General features: G+C 59.5%; 19 protein-coding genes. 10 read left to right on the forward strand and 9 right to left on the reverse strand.

Annotated elements, in window-relative coordinates; translation table 11 throughout:
- Positions 1-253: 253 nt before the first annotated feature.
- Positions 254-1,456 carry a tyrosine--tRNA ligase gene (gene tyrS, locus AC13DJ_RS11800; protein WP_482933940.1) on the reverse strand — a complete coding sequence of 401 codons (1,203 nt, stop codon included), beginning with the start codon at positions 1,454-1,456 and terminating at the stop codon, positions 254-256.
- A 308-nt stretch (positions 1,457-1,764) separates the two neighbouring features.
- Between tyrS and AC13DJ_RS11805 the strand changes: the two genes are divergently transcribed.
- On the forward strand, positions 1,765-3,153 hold the full coding sequence (locus tag AC13DJ_RS11805) for a peptidoglycan DD-metalloendopeptidase family protein (protein WP_482933939.1): 1,389 nt from the start codon (positions 1,765-1,767) through the stop codon (positions 3,151-3,153).
- A gap of 2 nt (positions 3,154-3,155) precedes the next feature.
- The gene (locus tag AC13DJ_RS11810; RefSeq protein ID WP_482933938.1) at positions 3,156-4,256 is read left to right on the forward strand and encodes an anhydro-N-acetylmuramic acid kinase; all 1,101 of its coding nucleotides are present in this window, start codon (positions 3,156-3,158) and stop codon (positions 4,254-4,256) included.
- Between the two features lie 4 nt (positions 4,257-4,260).
- Here the strand turns inward: AC13DJ_RS11810 and erpA are convergent, their stop codons facing one another.
- From erpA to argC, 4 genes are all read right to left on the reverse strand, one after another.
- Complete coding sequence (erpA, locus tag AC13DJ_RS11815; RefSeq protein ID WP_022990255.1) at positions 4,261-4,593, reverse strand: iron-sulfur cluster insertion protein ErpA; 333 nt, start codon at positions 4,591-4,593, stop codon at positions 4,261-4,263.
- 80 nt (positions 4,594-4,673) lie between these two features.
- Positions 4,674-5,105: a bactofilin family protein gene (locus AC13DJ_RS11820; protein ID WP_482933937.1), complete on the reverse strand. Its 432-nt coding sequence runs from the start codon at positions 5,103-5,105 to the stop codon at positions 4,674-4,676.
- Between the two features lie 4 nt (positions 5,106-5,109).
- The gene (locus AC13DJ_RS11825; RefSeq protein ID WP_482933936.1) at positions 5,110-5,850 is read right to left on the reverse strand and encodes a DUF6776 family protein; all 741 of its coding nucleotides are present in this window, start codon (positions 5,848-5,850) and stop codon (positions 5,110-5,112) included.
- Between the two features lie 9 nt (positions 5,851-5,859).
- Complete coding sequence (gene argC, locus AC13DJ_RS11830) at positions 5,860-6,897, reverse strand: N-acetyl-gamma-glutamyl-phosphate reductase (RefSeq protein WP_482933935.1); 1,038 nt, start codon at positions 6,895-6,897, stop codon at positions 5,860-5,862.
- 144 nt (positions 6,898-7,041) lie between these two features.
- On the opposite strand from argC, the gene AC13DJ_RS11835 reads away from it, so the two are divergent.
- From AC13DJ_RS11835 to hemL, 5 genes are read left to right on the forward strand one after another with little or no spacing between them, the layout of a single operon-like run.
- Entirely contained in the window at positions 7,042-8,817 is a 1,776-nt protein-coding gene (locus AC13DJ_RS11835) for a chloride channel protein (RefSeq protein WP_482933934.1), read from the forward strand.
- Between the two features lie 3 nt (positions 8,818-8,820).
- Entirely contained in the window at positions 8,821-9,243 is a 423-nt protein-coding gene (gene hemJ, locus AC13DJ_RS11840) for a protoporphyrinogen oxidase HemJ (protein WP_482933933.1), read from the forward strand.
- A gap of 44 nt (positions 9,244-9,287) precedes the next feature.
- The gene (gene thiD, locus AC13DJ_RS11845) at positions 9,288-10,049 is read left to right on the forward strand and encodes a bifunctional hydroxymethylpyrimidine kinase/phosphomethylpyrimidine kinase (protein WP_482933942.1); all 762 of its coding nucleotides are present in this window, start codon (positions 9,288-9,290) and stop codon (positions 10,047-10,049) included.
- A complete protein-coding gene (gene thiE / locus AC13DJ_RS11850) occupies positions 10,037-10,705 on the forward strand; it encodes a thiamine phosphate synthase (RefSeq protein WP_482933932.1) in 669 nt (222 codons plus the stop codon). The genes thiD and thiE overlap by 13 nt, the downstream gene beginning before the upstream one ends.
- A gap of 12 nt (positions 10,706-10,717) precedes the next feature.
- Positions 10,718-11,998 (forward strand): glutamate-1-semialdehyde 2,1-aminomutase, encoded by a 1,281-nt coding sequence (gene hemL / locus AC13DJ_RS11855; RefSeq protein ID WP_094625265.1) that lies wholly within the window; start codon positions 10,718-10,720, stop codon positions 11,996-11,998.
- A gap of 57 nt (positions 11,999-12,055) precedes the next feature.
- Here hemL and AC13DJ_RS11860 read toward each other — a convergent pair whose 3' ends face one another.
- On the reverse strand, positions 12,056-13,654 hold the full coding sequence (locus AC13DJ_RS11860; RefSeq protein WP_482933931.1) for a sigma-70 family RNA polymerase sigma factor: 1,599 nt from the start codon (positions 13,652-13,654) through the stop codon (positions 12,056-12,058).
- A gap of 201 nt (positions 13,655-13,855) precedes the next feature.
- Between AC13DJ_RS11860 and AC13DJ_RS11865 the strand changes: the two genes are divergently transcribed.
- Complete coding sequence (locus AC13DJ_RS11865; RefSeq protein ID WP_482933930.1) at positions 13,856-14,728, forward strand: DUF4382 domain-containing protein; 873 nt, start codon at positions 13,856-13,858, stop codon at positions 14,726-14,728.
- Between the two features lie 38 nt (positions 14,729-14,766).
- Here AC13DJ_RS11865 and AC13DJ_RS11870 read toward each other — a convergent pair whose 3' ends face one another.
- Together AC13DJ_RS11870 and mrcB are read right to left on the reverse strand one after the other, a co-directional pair.
- On the reverse strand, positions 14,767-15,357 hold the full coding sequence (locus tag AC13DJ_RS11870; RefSeq protein WP_474540401.1) for a tetratricopeptide repeat protein: 591 nt from the start codon (positions 15,355-15,357) through the stop codon (positions 14,767-14,769).
- Positions 15,354-17,663: a penicillin-binding protein 1B gene (mrcB, locus tag AC13DJ_RS11875; protein ID WP_482933929.1), complete on the reverse strand. Its 2,310-nt coding sequence runs from the start codon at positions 17,661-17,663 to the stop codon at positions 15,354-15,356. The genes AC13DJ_RS11870 and mrcB overlap by 4 nt, the downstream gene beginning before the upstream one ends.
- Positions 17,664-17,783: 120 nt before the next feature.
- On the opposite strand from mrcB, the gene AC13DJ_RS11880 reads away from it, so the two are divergent.
- A complete protein-coding gene (locus AC13DJ_RS11880) occupies positions 17,784-19,364 on the forward strand; it encodes a bifunctional aminoglycoside phosphotransferase/ATP-binding protein (RefSeq protein ID WP_482933928.1) in 1,581 nt (526 codons plus the stop codon).
- Between the two features lie 16 nt (positions 19,365-19,380).
- Here the strand turns inward: AC13DJ_RS11880 and sfsA are convergent, their stop codons facing one another.
- Positions 19,381-20,112 (reverse strand): DNA/RNA nuclease SfsA, encoded by a 732-nt coding sequence (gene sfsA / locus AC13DJ_RS11885; protein WP_482933927.1) that lies wholly within the window; start codon positions 20,110-20,112, stop codon positions 19,381-19,383.
- Between the two features lie 173 nt (positions 20,113-20,285).
- Between sfsA and dksA the strand changes: the two genes are divergently transcribed.
- The gene (gene dksA / locus AC13DJ_RS11890) at positions 20,286-20,726 is read left to right on the forward strand and encodes an RNA polymerase-binding protein DksA (RefSeq protein ID WP_474540405.1); all 441 of its coding nucleotides are present in this window, start codon (positions 20,286-20,288) and stop codon (positions 20,724-20,726) included.
- Positions 20,727-20,748 lie beyond the last annotated feature (22 nt).

Raw genomic sequence — 20,748 nt, forward strand, 5'->3', positions numbered from 1 at the left:
TGGTTAACTTGTTAAAGAGCGTTTGAGCTGCTGCTCAATCAAGGCCGCGCATTCTACATCGTTCCGCCGCCTTGTCAACCGTTGATTTCGAATAATTTCTGAAGCAATTTTTCGAATACTTTCAATCGGTTATCGCTGAGGCTTTGCTCCGTTTCCGGCGTCGCCCCTCAAGCGAGATGCGCATTCTACAGACCTGGCCGCAGGAGTCAACGGCCAATTTGAAAAAAATTCAGACTGGCCGCCCCATCCCTATTCAGGCAACAATTACCACCCGCGCGATTTTCTTCTTGCCCGCCTGGATAACGCAGTCATCGCCTTCGGCAAACATCCGCTCGCCTTCAAACCGGGCACCATCTATATAAACAGCACCGCGACCCAACACATCCCGAGCGGCCGCGCCGTTCTTGACCAACCCTGCCAAACGCAGCACCGCCGGCATCGGCAGACCTTCCTGCCCTTCCAGCGAAACTTCGACCACCGGAACATTTTCCGGAATCTCGCCCAGCGCCACCCGGTTGCCCGCCGATTTATGCGCAGTTTTTGCAGCTTCCTCATCGTGGAAGCGAGTGATCAACTCTTCGGCCAACACCTTCTTGTAGCCCTGGGGATTGGCCCCTGCCGCTACAGCAGCACGATATTCTTCAATTTCCGCCATCGGGCGGAAGCTGAGCAATTCGAAATAACGCCACAGCAATTCATCCGGCATGGACAACAGCTTGGTGTACATCTCACCCGGAGAATCACTCACACCTATATAGTTGCCCAGAGACTTGGACATCTTCTGAACGCCATCAAGCCCTTCCAGAATAGGTACTGTGAGAATCGCCTGCGGTTTCTGGCCATAGTGCTTCTGAAGAATCCGACCCATAAGAAGGTTGAACTTCTGGTCGGTACCACCGAGCTCGATATCGGCCTTTAACTCGACCGAGTCATAGCCCTGAATCAGCGGATACAGGAACTCGTGGATTGCAATCGGCTGCTCAGAACGGTAACGCTTGGTGAAGTCGTCCCGCTCCAGCATCCTGGCAACGGTATACTGACCCGCCAGCCGGATCATGTCAGCCGCAGACATCTTGCTCATCCACTCGGAGTTGAACACAACCCGGGTCCTGGCGGGATCCAGGATCTTGAACACCTGCTCTTTATAGGTGATCGCATTCTGGCGCACCTGCTCTTCGGTGAGCGGCGGGCGGGTTGCACTTTTTCCGGTCGGGTCACCGATCATGCCGGTGAAGTCGCCGATCAGGAAAATCACCTCATGGCCCAGGTCCTGGAACTGACGAAGCTTATTGATAAGTACAGTATGGCCAAAATGGAGGTCCGGCGCAGTGGGGTCAAAGCCGGCCTTTACCCGCAGGGGGCGACCTTCCTTTAACTTTTCAACCAGTTCCTCTTCGGGAATCAGCTCGTCAATACCGCGCTTGATGATAGCCAACGCTTCGTCTAATGATGCCATGAACCTTTTGTCCCCAGTTTTTAGGTGCAACAGGGCCCGCCGGTTACAGAGATCTACAAAAGAAATCTGCGTGTTACCGGCTCCCTTGGTAAAGTAGCCATTGATCACAAATCGATCAGACTGAATATAATAAGGCCGGCATTATATCAGCGGCATAGCAGGTTGTACGACCAACCAAAGGCGCGAACTGTAATGTTGCGCACTGTCCTGTTTATGTCATATGCGGTAATCTGATGGTCTATACTTGAACTGGCGCTTTAATTAGCCGGCACAAATTACTGGAATACCGATTAAAACGGGTGAGCCACGTGCTGAAAAAATTTCCCAAGACACATATTACTCTGGCTGCAGCCGCCACAGTGGTTGTTACCACCGCTGCGCTCATGAGCCCAAGCGCCGACGTTGAAGCCCGGCGTATGTCTTACACTATCGACCTTGAACAGGGTGCCGCACTGGGCAACCCGGTTCCCATCAATCAAGCCATCAAACAACCGGAGCCTGCTGAAGCTGCCGCAGAAACCGCGGCCGAGACAGCCGAACTGCCGGCCGCCAGCGAAGTGCCCGCGGTTGTTGACGCCGAGCCAACGCTGAACTGGAAAGAGTTTGATATCAAATCCGGCGAGACGCTGTCGTCACTGTTCAAAAAAGCAGGCTTTAACGATGGCGTGATGCTTTCAGTCATTCACGGTGACGGCGAAGCCGACAAGCTTCAGCGCCTGTACGCCGGTGAACATATCCGCTTCGGCATCGATGACGAAGGCAGCCTGGCCGCTATCGAATTGCAACGCAGCCTGCTGGAAACCCTGAAGATTGAAAAGACCGATTCCGGCTTTATTGGCGAAACCGACATCCGCGAACCGGAAGCCCGTCCGGCGTTTGCAACCGGCGTTATCGACGGCTCCCTTTACCTGGCAGCCCGCGATGCCGGCCTTGATGACCGCCTGACCATGGAACTGGCCGGTATTTTCGGCTGGGATATCGATTTTGTTTACGATGTTCGCAAAGGCGACAGCTTTGAAGTGGTCTACGAAGAGCTGTATGTAGACGGTGAAATGTTCAATACCGGCCGCATTCTGTCTGCCCGCTTTATCAACCGGGGCAAAGAAAACGTTGCCCTGCTGTACACCGACACCAACGGTGACAGCGACTATTACACGCCGGAAGGCCAGAGCATGCGCAAGGCGTTCCTGCGGGTACCGATCAACGCCCGGGTATCGTCGCCCTTTAACCTGCAGCGCCGGCACCCGGTTCTGGACGTGGTGCGCCCCCATGAAGGCACAGACTATGCTGCGCCTCCGGGCACACCGATCAAAGCCGCCGGTAACGGTCGTGTTCAGTTTGCCGGTTGGAAAGGCGGCTATGGCCGCACCGTTGTTCTCCAGCATGGTGACAACATTTCCACCCTGTACGCCCACATGAGCAAGCTGGGTAAAGGCATCAAGAACGGAACCCGTGTAAAACAGGGTCAGACCATCGGCCACGTTGGCTCATCCGGCATGGTTACCGGCCCGCACCTGCACTACGAGTTCCGGATCAATGGCGTAGCCAAGAACTCCCGGACCGTAAAACTGCCAGACGCCCAGCCGGTGCCCAGCACCGAGATGGCCCGCTTCAAGCAGTTTACCGAACAGCGCCTGGCGCAGTTCAATGTGTTCCGCGAAAGTGGCCGCCAGCTGGCATTCGCTTCGGATAACTGATCATGACATTCTGGCTCGGCCTGATGTCAGGCACCAGCATGGACTCAGTCGATGCTGTGCTGGTGTCCTTCGGCGAGCCCGGCGCGAACATCCACAGCACGCTCTCCCTGCCCTATCCTGAGCAGCTTCGCCACCGCCTGCTGCAGGCGGTGCGCAATCAGGCCGACCCGGATGAAATTGGCGAACTGGACACCCTCACCGGCCAGCACTTTGCCAAGGCCGCCAGCGACCTTATCCACCAGTCCGGAGTCACCCCGCAAGAGATCCGCGCCATCGGCAGCCACGGGCAGACTATCCGCCATCAACCGTCCGGCGCCGCGCCTTTCTCCATGCAGATTGGCAATGCCGCCTGGATTGCCGAGGCCACCGGCGTAACCACCGTTGCCGATTTCCGTTCGCGGGACATGGCTGCCCATGGCCAGGGTGCCCCCCTGGTTCCGGCCTTTCATCGCTGGCTGTTCGGTTCGGCGCAGCAGGATCGCTGCATTTTGAATCTTGGGGGCATTGCGAACATCACCTGGCTCCCTGCCGGGCAACGCAAACCGGTGATCGGTTTTGATACCGGGCCGGCGAACGCACTGCTCGATGCCTGGTGTCTGGACCAGACCGGCCGCCACTATGATGAGAACGGACACTGGGCCCATGAAGGTGCCACTAACCCGGATCTTCTGGCCAGCCTGTTATCAGATGCCTATTTCAGCAAGGCTCCGCCCAAGAGCACCGGCAAGGAACGCTTCAACCTGGACTGGATTCACACCCACCTTCAGCGTTTTCCGGATTTGCCACCGGAAGACGTGCAAAGAACCCTGCTACAACTGACCACAACCACCATCCTCCAGCAACTGCCCCAGGAGAATGCCGATATGGCCGTGTTCGCCTGCGGCGGCGGCACCTTCAATCCGGTATTGATGAATGAGTTGAGACTGGGTTTGGGGTCGGTACACCTGGCCACAACGGCAGAGCTGGGGCTGGATCCGCAATGGGTGGAACCGGTAGCGTTTGCCTGGCTGGCCTGGCAAACCATAGCCGGCCTGCCGGGAAATCTGCCTGAGGTAACAGGCGCTTCAGGGGAAAGAATTCTGGGCGCGATTTACCCGGCCTGAATGCTCAGATAGAGAAGGAACTACCACAACCGCAGGTGGAACTGGCGTTCGGGTTTTGTACCACGAACTGAGAGCCCTGGAGCCCTTCCTGGTAATCGATGGTTGCGCCAACCAGGTACTGGTAGCTCATGGAGTCCACCAGCAGTTTCACGCCGTCCCGCTCGATCACCGTATCGTCGTCTTCCTGGTTCTCATCAAACGAGAAACCATACTGGAATCCGGAGCAACCACCGCCCGTAACAAACACGCGCAGCTTGAGACCAGGATTCTCTTCTTCCTCGATCAGCTCACGCACTTTGGCAACGGCGTTGTCACTGAAGAACAACGGGGTGGCCATTTGTTGGACTACACTCAAGATCTGCCTCCGGCAACGTATGACTGACTGACGATTATGGTATTCCTGACTAAAACAATCAACTATTCGGATTTACCCTCATCGGCTTCGGCCTTTGCGCCGTCATGGGTCAGCAGGCCACTGTTTTCCGTTTCCCGAACCAGGTTACCGTTTACCGAAGCCCCCATGGCCATTTCGACCAGCTTGTAATAGACATTACCGGTAATCGACGCTTTTTCGGCCAGCTCAAGGTGGGCAGAGGAACGCACGTCGCCGTTCACCTCGCCATTGATGATGATGTGCGGGGCAATCACATCGCCGGTAATCTCGCCAACTTCCGATACCCGGACTACCGCGTCGCTGCCTTCCTCGGCAATGACCCGGCCGCGAATCTTGCCGTCCACATGCAGGCCACCGGAAAAGTGCACATCACCTTCGATGGTGGTCCGGGACGAAATCAGGGTATCGAACTGCCCGGTCGCGCGGCGCGGTTTCTGTTTCTTCTTGCCCATCATCTATTCAGTACTCCGCTATCTGTTGCCAGTCGAAGGTGCGTTCAGCCTGTGACGCCTTGCGCCCTTCAGCCTGAGCCACTACCTGGATTTCAAGGGGTTCAAAGTTTTCAGGAAGCATCAGGCTACCTTCCACATCCTGAAAATACCGGAACCGGAACGCCACGCCGAGGTCTTCGATTTCATCGGACAGGTCCCGCAGCGCGATCACTTCTTTTTCGCCGTCAAGGTTACCGATAACATTCACCGCCACAACCCCGGAAATGTAGCTTTTGTTATCTCCCACCTGGGTCAGCACCAGCTTGAAATCGAAGGCCCGGTTGTCCCGCCCGGGCAGCAGGGTAAAGCGGTCTACCTGCAGGCCCTCAGCCGTTTCTGAGGGTGCCATGATATTGCGGTAAAAGGTCAGGTCCGCTTCCAGTTCGGAAATCCGGGTTTCCAGGTTGACCATAGTGTTCCGGGCTTCCCGGAGCGCGTGTTCGTCAATCGCCCGTCCCCGCTCCAGGTTGACCATGTTCTGCCGGGCCTCACGATATTGGCCCCGCAACGTCTCTACTTCTTCCACCAGTTGTTCGCTGGATGTCTCGACCGAAGACAGCCGAAAGCCGCCCTGCGCCAACCCGGCCACGTAGCCTGCCACGGCAGCAACCACGGTGAAGGTGAGCAGAATCACCGTCCGGCGCAGGCGGTGGCCCGGCCGGTGGCGGATAACAACATATTCTTCGGAAGGTTTGCGTGTATCGCTCACAACTCAGCCTCAGGGCAGCAGAGCAGGTGCTTTCAGCCCCAGGGTTTCATCCAGGCCAAACATGATGTTCATGTTCTGGATCGCTTGCCCGGCAGCGCCTTTAACCAGGTTGTCGATCACCGAGGTTACGATCACGATGTTGCTCTGTTCCTGGCGGTGAAGGGCCATGCGGCAGCTATTGGCGCCGCGCACACTGCGGGTTTCCGGGTGGCTGCCGAAGGGCATGACATCCACGAACGGCTCGTTGCGGTACCGCTCTTCATACAGCGCCTGCAGGCGATCGAAATCAGCGGCATCAGACAACTCGGCGTACAGTGTTGCTTCAATACCGCGAATCATCGGCACCAGGTGGGGTACAAAGGTAACACCCACGCCGGTTCCTGCGGCCTGGCTCAGGCCCTGGCGGATCTCCGGCAGGTGACGGTGCCCGGAAGCACCATAGGCCTTGAAGCTTTCCCCGACTTCACCATGCAACATGCCGATCTTGCCCTGCCGGCCGGCACCGCTGGCACCGGACTTGGCATCGGCAATCAACCGGGACGGATCCACCAGCCCGGACTCCAGCAATGGCAGGAAGCCAAGCTGCACGGCTGTCGGATAACAACCGGGATTAGCCACCAGCTGCGCCTGGCGGATATCATCACGAACCACTTCCGGCAGGCCGTAAACAGCTTTCTCTGCCCACTCCGGGCTTTCATGAGGCATGCCGTACCAGTCGGCCCAGACATCCAGGTCTTTCAGGCGGAAATCCGCCGAAAGATCCACCACCCGCACGCCGGCTTTCATCAGCTCTGGCACTGCGCGCATGGCTACACCGTGGGGCGTGGCGAAGAAGACCAGGTCGCACTCCGCCAGTACCGCGGGGTCCGGCTCGGAGAAAGCCAGGTCATAGTGACCACGCAGGTTGGGGTACATATCAGCCACCGGCATACCGGCTTCTGAACGGGAAGTGATGCAGGTAACTTCCGCTTCCGGATGAACTGCGAGGATTCTCAGCAGTTCCACACCTGTGTATCCGGTACCACCCACAATGCCTGTCTTTATCACACTAACCTCCAAGGTGTTCTGGCCAGAATTTGCCTGTAGTCTACCATGATAATCCAAGGACTTATTGCAGCCTTCAGACCCGGAGCTACAATGTCCGCCCAAACCCATTGACCAAGCCGTGTCAGAAACCGGAATCCCGCGCCAATGCGAAGTATCAGGCAACAGATTACCGAACACCTGATCCCCGTTTTCCGACGGAGACTGTCCGGTGTGGATGCCCTGCCCCAACTGGCAGTTCTGGGCCTGTTATCCGGCATTGTCACCGGTGTGGTCATCCTGCTGTTCCGCCTCGCCATCGAATGGCCGCTGGAGCACTTCCTGCCGGGGACCGGTTCCGAGAACTTCGAGCAACTGGATATCCTTACCCGGGGCCTTCTGCCCCTGGCCGGCGCGCTGGGGCTCGGGCTGCTGCTGCACCGGCTCGCCATCCACGATCGCAAGGTCGGGATTGTGCACATCATGGAGCGCCTGAATTACCACCAGGGCTACATTTCATTCCGCAGTGCCGTGGTGCAGTTTGTCGCCGGGGTGGCGACCGTGGTCAGTGGCCAGTCCGCCGGCCGGGAAGGCCCGGCGGTGCACCTGGGGGCTGCGTTTTCCAGCCTGCTCGGCCAGTGGATGCGCCTGCCCAACAACAGCATTCGCACCCTGGTGGCCTGTGGCTGTGCAGCGGCCATTTCCGCCTCGTTCAACACGCCCATTTCCGGCGTTATCTTCGCCATGGAAGTGGTGATGATGGAATACACCATTGCCGGATTTACCCCCATCATCCTGGCCGCGGTGAGCGCCGCCATTGTCACCCAGGTGGTGTACGGTTCCGAACCGGCGTTCAGCGTGCCTGCCCTGACCATGAACTCGATGCTGGAAATTCCCTGGATTATCGCCATTGCGGTGATTATCGGCATTGCTGCAGCAGCGTTTATCCAGCTGGTGGACAGCATGGGGCGCTTCCATCACCGGCCGGTGCTGTTACGCATTGCCATGGCCGGCCTGCTGATGGTGCCTTTTGCTGTATTCATCCCGGAAACCATGGGCATCGGCTACGACACGGTCAGCCAGACCATTCACGGCGAACTGGCGTTCTGGCTGCTGCTCGGAGTGGGTGCCGCCAAGCTGATCATTACCGGCATTTCCATCGGCCTGGGCATGCCCAGCGGGGTGATCGGCCCCACGGTGTTTATGGGCGCCACCCTCGGCGGTGCCATGGGGCTGATCGGGGCCCAGATTTTTCCGGAGCAGGCATCATCTGTGGGTTTCTACGCCATGCTGGGAATGGGCGCCATGATGGGCGCCGTGCTGCAGGCTCCGCTGGCGGCCTTGATGGCGCTGATGGAACTTACCCGTAACCCGAATATTATCCTGCCCGGCATGCTGGCGATTACCACCGCCAGCCTGGTAACCAGTGAAGCGTTCGGAAAGAAATCCCTGTTTCTTACCATCCTTAAAAACCAGGGCCTCAGTTACCAGAACTCCCCGGTTATCCAGGCCCTTCGCAGGGTGTCTGTTGGCGCCATTATGGACCGGAGCATCTTGCGGACAGAGCGGGAGCTTACCGTCGAAGAGGCGAAGAAAGCCCTGAAATCCGAACCCAAGTGGTTGCTGGTGGATGGCAGTCATGGCCCCACGGCCCTGTTGCCTGCCGTTGACCTGGCCCGGTACCTGGAAGACACCACGAAGCAGGCCGACGAAGAAGGCACAGAGCTGCCAGAAACCGTGGACCTTATGGAGATCCCGGCCAACCGCCGGGACGTTGCCCCGGTCCAGTACCAGGCCACGCTGGAAGAGGCGCTGCACGAGTTCGACAGTTCCCGGGCCGAAGCGCTATACGTACAACGCCATGTGGCTCCGATGATCCAGCGGGTTTATGGTGTGGTACTTCAATCCGATATCGAAAGTTATTACCAATACCGACGGAGCTGACAAATGCTGTGGGTTAAAGCCTTCCACATAATTTCCCTGGTGTGCTGGTTTGCCGGCATCTTCTACTTGCCCAGGCTGTTTGTGTATCACGCGGCTTCCGAAGACAAACCGGGGCAGGAACGCTTCAAGATCATGGAGCGCAAGCTGTACCGCGGCATTACCACGCCCTCGATGATTGCCACGGTGATCTTTGGTGTATGGCTGCTCAGCTATAACGTATCCGGTTATTTCAGCCAGGGCTGGTTGCACGTAAAGCTGTTACTGGTGACCCTGCTGATTGTCTACCACTTCTATTGCGGCCACCTGGTGAAGGTGTTCCGTGATGACAAAAACCACCGCAGCCATGTGTTCTACCGCTGGTTCAACGAAATCCCGGTATTTATCCTGCTGGCCGTGGTGATCCTGGCCGTTGTTAAACCTTTCTGAGGAGGCACAGCATTAACAATTACACCCGCCCCCACGTTCTTGTACTGTCTGGCCTGGACCCTTCCGGCGGTGCCGGCATCCAGGCTGACATCCAGGCCATTACCTCACTGGGCGGCCACCCGTTACCGGTTGTTACCTGCCTGACGGTACAAGATACCCACAACGTGTATGGCGCCGAAGCCGTTGACGCCCGGCTGATCCGCCAGCAATTGCAGTGCCTGGACAAGGACATCACCATCCACGCGGTAAAAACCGGTGCCCTGGGCAACGCCGCCATTGTCGGTGTGCTGAAGGACTTCCTGGACAGCCAGGATGACGAACTGCCCCTGATTGTCGATCCGGTCATCAAGGCCGCCGGTGGTGGCGATCTGGCCGATGACGAGCTGGTCCAGGCCATGAAGGACAAACTGTTCCCTCGCGCGGAAATGATCACCCCGAACGGCGAGGAGCTGACACAACTCGGCGGCAGCGATGATGCCGACCAGGCCGCCTTGAACCTGCTGCAAGCCGGCTGCCGTTCCGTACTGGCAACTGGCGGCCACGGCACCGGCATTCACATTACCAACACCCTGTACAACCACTCCCCGGAACCCATGCACTGGGAAGTCGAGCGGGTTGGCAGTAACGAATACCACGGGACAGGTTGCACCCTGGCTGCCGCGATAGCCACCGGGATGGCCAGTGGTTTATCGGCCCGGGCGTCCATCTCCCAGGCCCAGAACTATGTACACCGCACCCTGCTGCACGCCCTCAGCGTGGGCCAGGGCCAGCGAATTCCGGATCGGGGCATCCTGTGGGAACGCTGAGCCAGAAGCTGCAACCGGGGCTGTATGCCATCACCGACAACCGGCTGACGCCCCCGGAAACCCTGCTGGATTCCGTTGAAGCCGCGCTGCGCGGTGGTGCCGTGCTGGTGCAATACCGGGACAAGGGATCCTCGTCTGCAGAACGGCTGCGCCAGGCTACAGACCTCAACAGCCTGTGCCGCAACGCCGGCGTACCCCTGTTGATCAACGACGACCCGCAGCTGGCACACCGGGTTGGCGCGGCAGGCGTTCATATGGGCCAGGACGATGGCGCTCCGGACGAAGCCCGCCGCCTGCTGGGCCCGGAGGCGATTATCGGCATCACCTGCCACCATCGCCTCGACCTGGCCCGGGCAGCAAAATCCGCCGGCGCCGATTACCTGGCCTTTGGCCGCTTCTACAACTCCGGCACCAAGCCCGGGGCGCCGGCGGCCGATGCAACCGTGTTGACCGAAGCGAAAACACTGGCCTTGCCGATTACCGCCATTGGCGGCATAACCGCCGATAACGCCGCGCCGCTGATTCTGGCCGGCGCAGACCTACTGGCCGTGGTCGGCGGTCTGTTCGGCGGCACCCCAACCGAGATTGAAACCCGGGCAAAGCAATTCTGCCAGCTGTTTGCCCGGCACCATCCGCTTTACACACATTCCGACTGACAGGAGCTCACTGTGACCCATTCTGAAGATCTGTTTGAACAGGCCCAGAAATACATCCCCGGCGGCGTTAACTCTCCGGTGCGGGCCTTCCGTGGCGTGGGCGGCACCCCGGTGTTTTTCAACCATGCCGAAGGCGCCTACCTGTATGATGAAGACGGCAAGCGCTACATCGATTACATCGGCTCCTGGGGCCCGATGATCCTGGGCCATTCCGACCCGCGCATCAAAGCGGCACTGCACGCCCAGGTCGACCTTGGCGTTGGCTACGGCGCGCCTACCGCCATCGAAACCGAGATGGCCAAGAAGGTGTGCGAACTGGTGCCGTCCATTGAGCTGGTGCGCATGGTCAACTCCGGCACCGAGGCCACCATGAGCGCCATCCGCCTGGCCCGTGGCTACACCGGCCGCGACAAAATTGTGAAGTTTGAAGGCTGCTACCACGGGCACGTGGACTCGCTGCTGGTGAAAGCCGGTTCCGGCGCCCTGACCCTGGGCGTGCCCAACTCCCCGGGCATCCCGGCCAGCCTGGCCGAGCACACCATTACCCTTACCTACAACGACATCGACAGCGTAAGGGAAACGTTCAAAGAGATCGGCGACCAGGTTGCCGCGATCATCGTGGAGCCGGTGGCCGGCAACATGAACTGTATCCCGCCGGTTCCGGGCTTCCTGGAAGGTTTGCGGGAAGTGTGTGACGAGCACGGCACCGTGCTGATTTTCGACGAAGTGATGACCGGTTTCCGGGTCTCCCTCGGCGGCGCCCAGGGTTACTACGGCATCACCCCGGACCTGACCGCACTGGGCAAAGTGATCGGTGGCGGCCTGCCAGTCGGCGCCTTCGGCGGCAAGCGGGAAATCATGGAGCACATCTCTCCGCTGGGCCCGGTGTACCAGGCAGGCACCCTGAGTGGTAACCCGCTGGCCATGACCGCCGGCCTGACCACCCTGAACGCCATTTCCGAGCCCGGCTTCCACGACAAACTGATCGAGAAGACCAATAAGGTGCGGGACGGCTTCAAAGCTGCAGCAGACGAAGCAGGCATTCCGCTGACCGTGCAATCCGCCGGCGCCATGTTCGGCTTCTTCTTCACCAAAGAAGACTCCGTTACCCGCTTTGACCAGGTCATGGAATGCGATGTAGAGCGGTTCAAGAAGTTCTTCCAGGGCATGCTGGCCGAAGGCGTGTATCTGGCGCCATCTGCGTTTGAGGCAGGCTTTGTGTGTGCCGCGTTGTCTGAAGAAGACATCGAGTTCACCATCGCCGCTGCGCGCAAGGTGATGGCTACCCTGTAACGGGTAAGCAAGCAGTCCCGGCCCGGGTCATCATCGGGCCGGGGCAACCTGTTGCTTTCAGAATATCCCTTCCAGCGAGACCGTCAGCGTATGCCTGTCGTAGTCATACCGGTCAATTCCACTGTCCTGGTTGCGATACAGCCACTGGTTGCGCACCAGCCACTGCCGGTTCAGCCAGTATTCCGCCATCAGCCCCAACTCCAGACGGGTGTCCTTCCGCCTGCGCTCCACCAACACATCCTGTTCCAGCCACTGGTGTGGTGAATCATAGCGGCTGTGCCGCAGCGCGCTCTCTGCGCCTACCAGCACATCCGGGTGTAACGGGTATATCGCCTCGATACCGATTTCATGGTGGCGGGGCGAGACACTCACCACATAGCCTTCCTGGCTGAAATTGTCCCGGTTGTTGGACTCCCAGCGGTAGAAACCCTCAAGCAACCAGCCTGCAAGGGTCCGGTCCGCCCGGGCTTCAAACAGATACCACTGGCCATCGTAGGCGCTGTATCCGGGGCCGCCGTTTACCTGCTCTGCCGCCAGCTCAAAGGAACAACCGTGCAACAGAGCCGCCCCAGCACAGGCATCGGTGCGGGCCAGTAACGCCAGGCCGGCCCGGGTTTCCAGTTCATCGCCGCCAAGCCAGGCCCTGGTGCCGCCCCCACGTATTCCCAGTTCCCAGACATCGACCACCTGCAAAGCGGTTATCCGAGCCTGCAGTACCGAGGTGTCATAGTCGCTGTCGTGGTGATAGTCCTGGCCATAGAGCACACCATCCCAAACCAGTCGCCAACGCTCCGTGGCCTGGTAGCCAAGGCTGCCAGCCGCCACCAGCTCGGCAAAGGCGCTGCCGCGATTACTGGGTAAATCCTCGGGCACCCCGGCCATGTTGCTGTCGTAGCCCAGACCCGCAGAGAGATAGCCCTGTCGGGCCAACGTGGACTGCTGCCGGGAAGCGTTGTCCTGAACTGACAGGTCCGCAAGCTGGCGCTCCGCAAGCTGCCGCACTTTATCCGGTGCGTCATCGGCTGCCGCCTGGCCAAACCAGTCGCGGGCCTGTCCGGGCCGGCCCTTAGCCAGCGCCACCAATCCGAGGTTATAACGGGCCAGGGCCTGGCTGTCGCCATTGAGTAACGTCGAAAAATGATGACGGGCCGCGGCATAGTCGCCGGTTTTGTAGCAGACCACGCCCAGGTTGTAGCGGAGTGCGGGCGTGTCAGCACCCAGCGCCAGCGAGCGCTCAAAGTGCTCCCGGGCCAGGGGGTAATTGCCTTCGCGGAATTGTTCGATACCGGCGGTCATCGCTTGCCCCAGGGCCAGTTCCGGTGAATGGTCGTCCGCTTCCAGTGAATCCAGCCAGTCTGACTGGCTGTCGGCATCCATCAGGTCACTCACCGGCTGATCCGCCTGGCGACTCTTCTTGCGCAGGCCATCAATAAACTGCCGGTACAGAACCCGGTTCAGCCACGGGCGCAGCTGGTCTACGGATTCGAGTTCATCAAGCCGGGGGTAAAGTTTGACCACCACATCCTGCACAAGGTCTTCGGCATCCTGGCTGTTGCCGGTCAGTCGCCAGGCGAAGCTGCGCATAGCTTGCAGGTGCGGCTGCACCATACGCTGAAAACGCTTCTGGGCTGAGGGGCGAAACGGAAGGATTGCCAAAAAACGACTGCCTGGTTGCGGTTTCGGGAAGCGCGCAGTCTATAACAGCTGCGCCCGCCATGCACTTGCCACGCATTATGGCCAAAACATGTGCAAATGTTAATCAAAGTGACGGAACCCCACCCGCAACGGCTTCGTGAGATCAGTACTGGCGACCACAACGCCGGACTTACAACGGAAAGAATACAAACCGGAGGATTTATGAAGAATTCAACCAAGGTATTCGCAGTTTCCGCCCTCGCCGGCGCCCTGGCTGCCTGCGGTGGCAGTGGCGGCGACGGAGGCAGTACCAGACAAACAGGTACAGTTTCGGTAGGGCTGACGGATGCGCCTGTAGACCATGCCGAGGCCGTAAACATCGAAGTCACAGCTCTTGTACTCAAGCACCAGGATGGTTCTCCGGTGAGATACGAGCTGGAGATTCCGGAGCCGGTCAACCTGCTTGATTACCAGAATGGTCAGGTAAAGGCACTTCTGGACCGGGAAGAGCTGGATGCCGGCGAGTACCAGTGGGTAAGACTGGAAATCGGCGAGAACAACAACATCGTGATCGACGGTGGGGAATACCCGCTGACCACTCCCTCAGCCCGAGGCATTCGGGCCAGTGGATTCACTGTGCCTGCTGGCGGCGAAGTGGCAATCACCATTGATTTTGACGTCAGGAAGTCGATCGTTAACCCCCAGAACGACCCCAACAGTTACAAGCTGAAGCCAGTACTTCGCCTGGTTGATAACGCCCAGGTTGGGACCATTACCGGTACAGTCGCTCCGGAGCTGATCACCGAGTACTGTGGCGGCGTAAGCACCACAGAAGGCTTTCTGGGCAATGTGTATGTACACTCAGGCCCGGATCTTTTGCCGGACGACATTGGCAGCGATAACGAACCACTGGTTGTTGTGCCTGTTGAAGGTAATGACGAATACCGCTATCAGGCAAGCTTTATCCCCGAAGGCTCATACACCGTCAGCTACACCTGCGACAGCGATCTGGTTGAAGATGATGATGAGCTGAACTTCACCAACGGCCAAAACGCTCCCGTAACGGCTGAAAAACCAACCCCTGTAAACTTCTAAACCATTACGGGGCTGCCAATTTGCAGCCCCGTTCAGTTTTACAACGCCCGGGCCCGATCCTCGGCCTGGCTGGCCCCCGCAACATTTCCCCTCGCCCGACGGATATCCGCCAGCAACAGCCAGCCTGAACGCTGCTGGCTTGAGTTATTGCCCGCCAGAGACAGCCCTTTCAGGGTGAACTGCTCCGCCGCTCCCAGGTTGTCACCGGCCACATAGGCTTCTGCCAGCTTGAAATAGACCTCTGCCGAACGCGGCGCAATTCGCTGTGCCCGCTCCAGACTGGAGATTGCTCCGGCAGAATCCCCTTGCTGCAAACGCTGGTCGGCGTCCCGAATCAGGGTGACCGCTGCTGCAGGCAGGGCATCACCGGATTCCCGGTAACTGGGTGCACGGGATGGCTGTTCCGGCTCACTCACGGCGGGCTCTTCGCTTTTGCGCCAGACGCGAGGCTCCGGCTCCTGTTCAGAATTCTGCTCAGGCTCCGCAGTTCTCGGCGGCTCGGGTGCCCGGGAGGGTTCGCCGCCGCCCATCGGCACATAAATGGAGCCACCACCGGGGCCGCTGGCACAACCCGCCAGGGCCAGCGCCAGGGCAAGCGGTGCGAAACGGATACTGGTTACTTTTATCATTGGAACAATCCTTCAAACCAACTGCGAATTTGCCGGCCGATATTGCCGTTGCAATCTGTGCTCATTACCGGCTCGCTGCCGGTGATAAATGGCACCAGCCGCGCATTGGCACAGCCCTCACCGGTCAGGGCCTGGGCCTCGGCATCTACCCAATGATACTGCACGCCGTCCGGCATTACCGGTGAAAACCCGTGCTGCGGAATCTGCGACATCATGGATGACCACACCGGCAGGGCGCCAGAGGCGCCGGTCAGCACCGTTGGCCCGTTGTCGTCACGGCCCACCCAGGCCACCGCCAGCAAGTCGCCGCTGAAGCCGGCAAACCAGGCATCCCGGCCATCATCGGTGGTGCCGGTCTTACCGGCCAGGGTGAGCTGGTCAGGCAAGGTATAGTAGGCGGAGCGGCCGGTGCCTTCCTGCATGGTTTCCTGCATGGCGTACTGCACCAGGTGCACGGCGGCCGGGTCTGCCACCTGGTCTACTTTCAGGTTGTAGCGGGACAACGGCTCGTTGTCGGCATCGGTCACTTCCCGGATGGTCCGCAGGGGGGTGTTGAAACCGCCGGTGGCCAGGCCCTGATACAGCTGGGCCACATCCACCGGAGCCAGGGACACAGAACCCAGCAACATCGACGGGTAATCGGATATCGGCGTGGTTACCCCGAAATCCCGGAGTGTTTGCTGAACATTCGGAATGCCGATATCCAGCCCCACCCGCACCGCAGGCAGGTTATAGGATTTGGACAGGGCCAGGTGCAAAGGCACTTCGCCGCGCTCTTCCTTATCAAAGTTTTTCGGCTGCCAGAGCCGGCCGTCATCGAATTCCAGGGTGAACGCCTGGTCTTTCACCGGCGTGATCAGCGTGTAGCGATCCGGCTGTTCCAGGGCGGTCAGGTAAACAAACGGCTTGATCAGAGAACCCATCGGCCGGTGGGCATCCACCGCCCGGTTAAAGCCGGCAAATTGCGGATCCTTACCACCCACCAGTGCCAGTACCTCGCCGGTATCCTTTGCGGTGACCACCAGTGCGGCTTCCAGTTCATCCGCATTGGCCAGTTTCGGCAGGGTTTTGCTGACCGCTGTTTCCGAAGCATGCTGCACCGCAGGGTCAAGTGTAGTGAAAATACGCAGCCCCTCACTCTGCAGGTCTTCCTGCTGGTAATCCCGGGCCAGGTGCCGGTGCACCAGGTCGATGTAGGCAGGGTAACGGTTCTCGGTAAACGAAGGCTTTGCGCTCACACCCAGCGGACGTGATTTCTGCTTCGCCAGCTCCGGTTCGGCCAGCAGCCCGGCCTCGGCCATTTCATCCAGCACCAGGTTCCGGCGCGACGTGGCCCGTTCCGGGTGTCGGCGGGGATTGTAATAGCTGGGGCCTTTTACCATACCAATCAACAGTGCCAGCTGGTGCGGGGCCAGGTCTTTCAGGCTTTCACCAAAATAGAACTGGCTGGCCAGGCCGAAGCCATGAATGCTGCGGGTGCCCGCCTGCCCCAGATACACTTCGTTCAGATAGGTTTCCAGGATGTCGTCTTTGTCGTAATGCAGCTCCAGCAAAATCGACATCAGGGCTTCGTTGCCTTTACGAACCAGTGTCTGCTCCCGGCTCAGGAAGAAGTTTTTCACCAGCTGCTGGGTCAGGGTACTGCCGCCCTGAACAATCCCGCCCGCCTTGATATTGGCCAGCATGGCCCGGGCAATGGACAGCGGCGCAACGCCAAAGTGATCGTAGAAACGGCGGTCTTCCACCGCCATCAGGCCCAGCGGCAGCAATTCCGGAACCTCTTCCAGTTGCACCAGTACCCGGTCTTCCCGATGGACCGGGTAGATACCCCCAATGCGGGCCGGTTCCAGCCGCACAATCGCAGCCGATGGCCCCGCCAGTACTGAGAACGAGCTGACCCGGTCGCCACTCACCACCAGCGATAACCGGCGCCGGGATTCTTCACCGTCCGGGAACAGGAAACCACGGGTACTGATGACAAAACGGCCACCATTACGCTGATAAGTGCCGGCCCGCACGCCATCACCCGGCCGATAACCGGACAGCTCCAGTTCACGCACCAGGCTCCCTGCGCTTACGCTGGCGCCGTCATACAGTTCCAGTGGCCGGGCATACACCCGGGATGGCACCTCAAAGCGCCGGCCTTCGAAACGGGAGGTGACCACCGCATCCAGGTACACCATCCAGCCGGCCAGCAACACCAGCCCCAGGGCACCGGCCCGGAACATGAAACGCCAGAAGCCGGATTTCTGGTTTCCGGAGCGGGATTTGGGAGATTTTTTACGGGAAGAAGATGATTTACTCATGCCGCGATTATAACGAAGCCACATGGGCGACCGGCAGGCCTGTAATGTGTTATTTCTGTAATCTGCCCGCTATGATAGGCCAAGAAAAATCAACGAGTTCAGGGAACCCAGGAGAACAATGTGAGCGAGAACGCCCCGGATACACTGGTGAAGGCACTGCAGAACCCGGAATTGTACGACCACCCGGTGAAGGATTTCCGGGTTATCGAAACCCATATTTCCCAGGTTCTGCTGACCGGCGACTACGCCTACAAGATCAAGAAGCCCATGGATTTCGGCTTCCTCAACTTCTCTACCCTTGAACGCCGCAAACACTTCTGCGAAGAGGAGCTTCGGCTTAACCGCCGGCTGGCCTCGGAGCTTTACCTGGATGTACTGCCCATCACCGGCAGCCCGGAGCAACCGCAAATCGACGGTGCAGGCGAGCCCTTCGAATACGCCATCCGCATGCGCCAGTTCAACCAGGACGAGCTGTTCGATCGTCGCCAGGAACGGGGCGAGCTGACGGCAGAACTGCTGGCCAGCGTGGCAAGGCAGGCTGCACAGTTTCACGACAGCCTGCCCCCCATTACCGATGACAAGCCCCTGGGCACACCGGAAGCCGTCTACGCCGCCATGCAGGAAAACTTCGACCAGGTCCGCCCCCTGCTGACCGACAAGGCCCTGCTGACCCAGCTGGACGCCCTGGAAGACTGGACCCGCACCACCTTTGAACGCCACCGCGAGCTGATCGCCAGCCGCCGGGGCAACGGCCTTGTGCGGGAGTGCCATGGCGACCTGCACCTGGCCAATATCACCGTATTCAACGACAAGGTAACGGTGTTTGACTGCATCGAATTCAACGAGCCGTTCCGCTGGATTGATGTGATTAACGACCTGGCCTTCCTGCTGATGGACCTGGAATCCCGGAACGAGCCGGCGCTGGCCAACCTGGTTCTGAACACCTACCTGGAATACCGCGGCGACTTCGAAGGGCTGGCACTGCTGCCCCTGTACAAAGCCTACCGCGCCATGGTGCGGGCCAAGATTGCCCTGCTCACCATGGGCAACCCGAGCCTGAACGATCAGGAGCGGGAAGAACTGATGCAGCGCTATCGCGGCTACGCCCAGCTGGCGGAAAACTACGGCGCCATTCCCAACCATTACCTGCTGGCCACCACCGGGCTTTCTGCCAGCGGCAAGACCTGTGTAAGTGCCGCCATGGCCGGCGAGTTGGGGCTGATTCGGCTGCGTTCGGATGTCGAGCGCAAGCGCTTGCATGGCCTGGGGCCGCTGGACAGCAGCAAGTCAGGCCTGGGTGAAGACCTGTACAGCCCGGAAGTGACAGAGCAAACCTATCAGCACCTGGCGAACCTGGCCGGTGACCTGCTGGCCTCCGGCGCCTCGGTGATCGTGGATGCCGCCTGCCTGAAGGAACATGAACGCAACCTGTTTGCCAGTGTTGCGGAGAACCGGGGCGTGCCCTTTGCCCTGCTGCACTGCGAAGCACCGGAACAACTGCGCCGGGAATGGGTGCGCAAACGCAAAGGGGATGCTTCCGAGGCTACCGAAGAGCTACTGGATGCCCAGCAAAGCTGGTTCGAACCCCTGACCACGGAAGAGAAAACCCACACCGTGCACCTGCACACCGAGCAGGAGCATGTGGCCGAGGCAGTGGCAGACCGCATCCGCCAGCACCTGGGCCTGGCTCCGGCCCAGTAAGCCCTCAGGGTACCGGTCAGGGCTCCAGGTTGACCGGTACCGCTTCTGTCAGGTCCAGCCGGCCGGTGGGGTTACCATCGTCACCGGCCAGGGCTGACCGATAAGCCACCACTTCCACCCCCGCTTCACAAGCCTGGCGCAGTAACTGGCCATAACGGGCGTCGATGTGGTCTGCCGGGCGTACTTCTTCGATACCGGTGTGGTTCACCAGGAAGAACAGCACCCCACGGTCGCCCTTTGCCACCTGCGCCATCAACTCACGCAAGTGCTTCTGGCCCCGCTCGGTGACCGCATCCGGAAAATAGCCCCGCCCGCCTTCGGCCAGGGTGACATTCTTGACCTCCACCCAGGCATCCGGCTCACTGGCGTGGCCGGAGAGCAGCAGGTCAATCCGGCTTTTTTCCTCACCGTACCGCACTTCGCTACGGACGGTACTGTACCCGGCCAACTCCTCTACCACGCCGCTTTCAATGGCATGCCGGGCCTGGGCATTGGGCCGCGCCGTATTCACACAGGCCAGCACCCCGGGTGAGGTTTCCACCAACTCCCAGGTGTATTGCAGCTTGCGCCTGGGGTTGTCGCTGCGGCTGAGCCACACCCTGGCGTTCTCCGGCTGGCACCCCAGCATGGAACCGGTGTTGGGGCAGTGAGCGGCTACCTCCTCGCCACCGGGCAGGCGGACATCCGCCAGAAAGCGTTTGTAGCGCCGGATCAGGCGCCCTTCCACCAAAGGTTCAGGAAACTTCACGTGATCTCCCCATAAAGTCGGCGTTACAGGGCTGGCACCCCCGTAACTTATCTGCTATTTTCCGCAAACTCCCGATTCAGGACGAATGCTTTATCCAGGGTTAAACCGCGCAGCCACGCTGGCGCGGCGGAAGCAAAGCGTTCTTGTGAAGTACAAACAAGAGGCCGGGTTCAATGGCAAACACTGCAGAACAACCACGCGAACGTTTTACCAACTTCACCCCTTATGAAATGAAGAAGGGTGAAGAGTATATGAGTGCTGACATGCTGCAGCACTTCAAAGATCTGCTCCTGCAATGGAAACAGGAGCTGATGGAAGAAGTGGACCGCACCATGCACCATATGCAGGAAGACGCCGCAAACTACGCGGATCCCAGCGATCGCGCAACCCAGGAAGAAGAGTTCAGCCTGGAACTGCGCACACGGGACCGTGAGCGTAAACTGATCAAGAAGATTGACCAGACCATCGACCGCATCGACAAAGACGACTACGGTTTTTGCGACCAGTGCGGCGTGGAAATCGGTATTCGCCGGCTGGAGGCCCGCCCGACCGCCGCGCTCTGCATCGACTGCAAAACCCTGGCAGAAATCCGCGAGCGCCAGACTGGCATCTGATCACGCCTCAATGGCCGGCAGC

The organism is Marinobacter sp. L-46 (assembly GCF_056859535.1).